A 4,497-nucleotide genomic window follows, 5' to 3' on the forward strand; every position below is an offset into this window, starting at 1 on the left:
GCTAAAAGCAGTACTACAACACCTAAAACCAAAAAAACGTACCGAAACTTCGGGATCAAATTATCAAATCAGCAAAAACTCATTTTTGGTAGCTTGTTGGTAATTCTTGGTGCTTTGTTGTTTATTGCCTTTCTTTCATTCTTTTTTACAGGAAATGCAGATCAAAGCACACTTACTGAAATTGGCACTCGTGACGTGGTGGCCGAAAATTGGCTCAATAAATTGGGCGCCTGGGTAAGCCACTTTTTTATTATGAATGGTTTTGGGGTGTCAGCATTTATTTTTGCTGGATTAATTTTCATTTCCGGAATTTACGTTTCCTTAAACATCAATAAAGCAAAACTGAGAAGCCATTGGATTTGGGGAACGCTCATTGCTATTTGGCTGTCTATTTTCTTCGGATTCTTTTCTCATAAATATGACGCTCTTGGTGGAATTATCGGTTTTGAAATGAACTCGTTTTTCCAAGATTATATCGGCATTATTGGTACCGCGCTCCTACTCCTTTTCGGACTGATTATTTATGCGGCCATCCGCTTTGAAGTCACTGGCGAAATGATAGTCAAGGTTTTCAAATCGGCTAAAAATGACATGAAAGAAAATTTTGAAAGTGATACCAACACCTCAGAATCTTATGCGCTTATAGATAATGATTTGAGCGCTGAAGCTGAGGCGATAAAAGCGGCTTTCGATTTAAAGCCTGCTAAAGTAGAATCCGTGGTAGCGGCGGTTGTAAAGCCAAAACCCGAACCTAAAATTGAAACTCCGCAACTTCGTATTGAGGTGCCTCAACAAAAGCAAGAAATGGAGGATGATGAAGATGAATTGACGATGCAAGTGGAGCATATCGCAGAAGAAGCCACAGAAAAGAATAACTTATCTGATCGATTAGTGGCCGAGTATGGAAAATTTGACCCGACGTTGGAATTGAGCAAATACCAGTTCCCACCTTTGGATCTTTTAAAAAAATACGATTCTGAAGGGATTACCATCGATCAAGATGAGCTTGAAGAAAACAAAAACCGTATTGTTGACACCCTTAACAACTACAGTATCGGCATTACCAATATTAAAGCGACCATCGGTCCGACCGTTACCTTATATGAAATTGTTCCCAATGCCGGCGTCCGCATCTCAAAAATCAAGAATCTAGAAGACGATATCGCCTTATCATTGGCTGCTTTAGGGATCCGAATTATCGCACCAATTCCTGGTAAGGGAACGATCGGTATTGAGGTACCCAATAAAAACTCGACCATTGTATCGATGCGTTCGGTTATTGCATCTCAGAAATTCCAGAAATCGGAAATGGAATTGCCGATTGCTTTTGGCAAGACCATCAGCAACGAAACCTTTGTGGTCGATTTGGCTAAAATGCCCCATTTACTGATGGCTGGAGCTACTGGTCAAGGAAAATCAGTGGGTTTAAATGCGGTTCTAACTTCTTTACTCTACAAAAAACATCCGGCAGAAGTAAAATTTGTATTGGTGGATCCTAAAAAAGTGGAGCTGACCTTATTCAATAAGATTGAGCGTCATTATTTAGCGAAATTACCCGATAGCGAAGAGGCCATAATCACAGATAACACAAAGGTCATCAACACCTTGAATTCCTTGTGTATTGAGATGGACAATCGTTATGAGATGTTGAAAAATGCTTTTTGCCGCAACATCAAGGAATATAATGATAAGTTCAAGGAACGTAAATTAAACCCTGAGGAAGGACATCAATTTTTACCGTATATCGTTTTAGTGGTGGATGAGTTTGCCGATTTAATTATGACGGCTGGTAAGGAAGTGGAAACACCTATTGCCCGTTTGGCACAATTGGCCCGTGCGATTGGAATTCATTTGATTGTTGCCACACAACGACCTTCAGTGAATGTTATCACAGGTATTATTAAAGCGAATTTCCCTGCTAGAATTGCGTTTAGGGTGACTTCTAAGATTGATTCCAGGACTATTTTGGACAGTTCGGGCGCGGACCAATTGATTGGTCGTGGAGATATGCTTTTCACTCAAGGAAATGAATTGACCAGGATTCAATGTGCTTTTGTAGATACCCCAGAAGTTGAATTGGTCACAGATTTTATTGGCGGCCAAAAAGCCTATCCAGATGCCTATCTTTTACCCGAATATGTTGGAGAGGAAAGTGGCATAAGTCTTGATGTAGACATATCCGACAGAGATAAACTGTTCCGAGAGGCTGCTGAAGTAATTGTCACTGCGCAGCAAGGTTCAGCTTCTTTATTGCAACGTAAGTTAAAACTAGGATATAACAGAGCCGGTCGATTGATTGATCAATTGGAAGCTGCTGGCATTGTTGGCCATTTTGAAGGCAGTAAGGCACGCCAAGTATTGGTTCCCGATCTTGCATCTTTGGATCAACTTTTAGCAAATGAAATTTAATATAATAGAAATTCTATAAAAGCATCAAAAAACCCTTAATAATGAAAAAATTACTTGTATTTGCCATTGTTTTAATATCGTTTTCAACTTTTGCACAAGATGCACAAAAAGCGAAGACCTTATTGAATGAGGTCAATGCTAAGGTTGTAAGTTATAATAACATTAGCATTGATTTTAAATACGTCCTTAGAAACGCAAGCGAAAATATTAATCAAGAAACTCGTGGTGATGTAGTCATTGAAGGTGAAAAATACCTTTTAAACATTCTCGGGGTAACTCGTATTTACGACGGAAAAACACTTTACACCATCAGTCCTGAGGACGAAGAGGTCACAATCTCAAAAAATAACACGGAAGACGAAAACACGATTACACCAAGTAAGATGTTATCGTTTTACAAACAAGGCTACAACTATGCCATGGATATCGTTCAAAATATCAGTGGACGAAAAATTCAGTATGTAAAATTAACTCCCATTGATAGCAATTCTGAAATCAAGCAAGTGTTGTTAGGAATTGATGCCCAAACCAAACACATCTACAATCTTATAGAAGTCGGTAAGAATGGCACACAAACCACCTTAACTGTAAATAGTTTTAAAACTAATGAGCCTATTTCAAAAACCTTATTTACTTTTGATGCTAATAAATACAAGGGCTATTACATCAATAAGCTCGATTAGATAGGCATCATTTTATGAAAATACTGGATAGGTACATACTTCAGACCTACTTAAAAACTTTTTTGAGCGTGTTTGTTATACTCATGCTCATTTTTGTTTTACAGGCCGTTTGGTTATATATTTCTGAATTGGCCGGAAAGGATTTGGATATGGATACAATTCTCAAATTCTTATTGTACATCACGCCCACCCTTATCCCTTTAATTTTACCGCTGACCATTTTATTAGCCTCCATCATGGTTTTTGGAGCGTTTGCCGAAAACTATGAGTTCGCCGCGATGAAATCTACTGGTATTTCATTGCAACGTGCCATGAGAGGTTTGAGTGTTTTTATCGTATTACTTTCCGTAACCACCTTCTTATTTGCAAATAATGTGATTCCTTGGGCGGAATATAATGCCTACAATCTGCGAAAAAACATTGCTAAGCTCAAACAACAAATGGCCATTGCCGAAGGGCAGTTTAATGAAATTGGCAATTTCAATATCAAGGTCGATAAAAAAAGTGGCGATCGTGGTCAATATTTATCTAAGGTGGTCATGCACCAACAAAACAACAACCGACCGGGCAATTATACAGTGATTTTGGCCGATTCAGGAGAACTCATCAGTAATCCCAATTCTAACATTTTGCAACTGGTTTTATTTAATGGGAATTATTACGAAGAAATTCACAGCAAAGACCCGAAGGAAATTCAAAAAAAACCAGCGGTCAAGAGTTATTTTGACACCTACACCATGAATGTGGATTTTGCAGCGTTGAACGATGTGGATCTGGACGAGAAAAGCTATACCAATAGATATAATATGCTGGATGTAGGAGGCCTCAATTACACCATTGATAGTCTTCAACATAAAAAATCCAGTGAACATAAGGAGCTTGCAGAAACCTTATATGGCAGAACCTCAATTAATACTCTGAATGCCAATCTAACGGTGGAAACGGACAGCATTTTTAAGGGCAACATTCTCGATCTTTTTGAAAATAAAAGCAAATTGCAAATCGTGAACCTGGCGTTAAACACGGTTACCAGTACCACCCAAATTATAACCACGAAAGATCAATTCATGAACATTTCAGACAAAGTGCTGAACAAGCATTTGATGGCGCTCCATGAAAAGTATGTGTTGGGGTTTGCATGTTTTATCCTCTTTTTTGTGGGTGCGCCTTTAGGGGCATTGATTAGAAAAGGCGGTATTGGATTGCCATTGGTGGTGGCCATCCTATTATTCCTGACCTATCACTTTATAGGAATCTTTGCTAAAAACAGTGCGGAAAATGGTTCTTTCAATCCGATTTTAGCCACTTGGCTTTCTACCTTGATCATGCTCCCATTAGGCGTGTATCTCACAAGCCGCGCTACCAATGACAAAGGACTCTTTGATTTTGACAGCTACCTTAACCC

Annotated in this window: 3 protein-coding genes; all 3 read left to right on the forward strand. The window is 38.8% G+C overall.

The window, feature by feature from the left end; translation table 11 throughout:
* On the forward strand, positions 1-2,409 hold a 2,409-nt coding region (locus tag ABIQ28_RS06045; protein ID WP_348035981.1), incomplete at its 5' end, for a DNA translocase FtsK.
* A gap of 41 nt (positions 2,410-2,450) precedes the next feature.
* Positions 2,451-3,092, forward strand: coding sequence for an outer membrane lipoprotein carrier protein LolA (locus ABIQ28_RS06050; RefSeq protein WP_348035982.1), 642 nt, complete (start codon positions 2,451-2,453; stop codon positions 3,090-3,092).
* A 68-nt stretch (positions 3,093-3,160) separates the two neighbouring features.
* A partial coding sequence (locus ABIQ28_RS06055; protein ID WP_348035983.1) for an LptF/LptG family permease occupies positions 3,161-4,497 on the forward strand: 1,337 nt, incomplete at its 3' end.

Source organism: Gelidibacter sp. (assembly GCF_039916245.1).
GTDB lineage: Bacteria > Bacteroidota > Bacteroidia > Flavobacteriales > Flavobacteriaceae > Gelidibacter.

Coding starts and splice junctions, on each gene's coding strand:
- ABIQ28_RS06050 (WP_348035982.1), top strand. CDS start 2,451: ATGAAAAAATTACTTGTATTTGCCATTGTTTTAATATCGTTTTCAACT.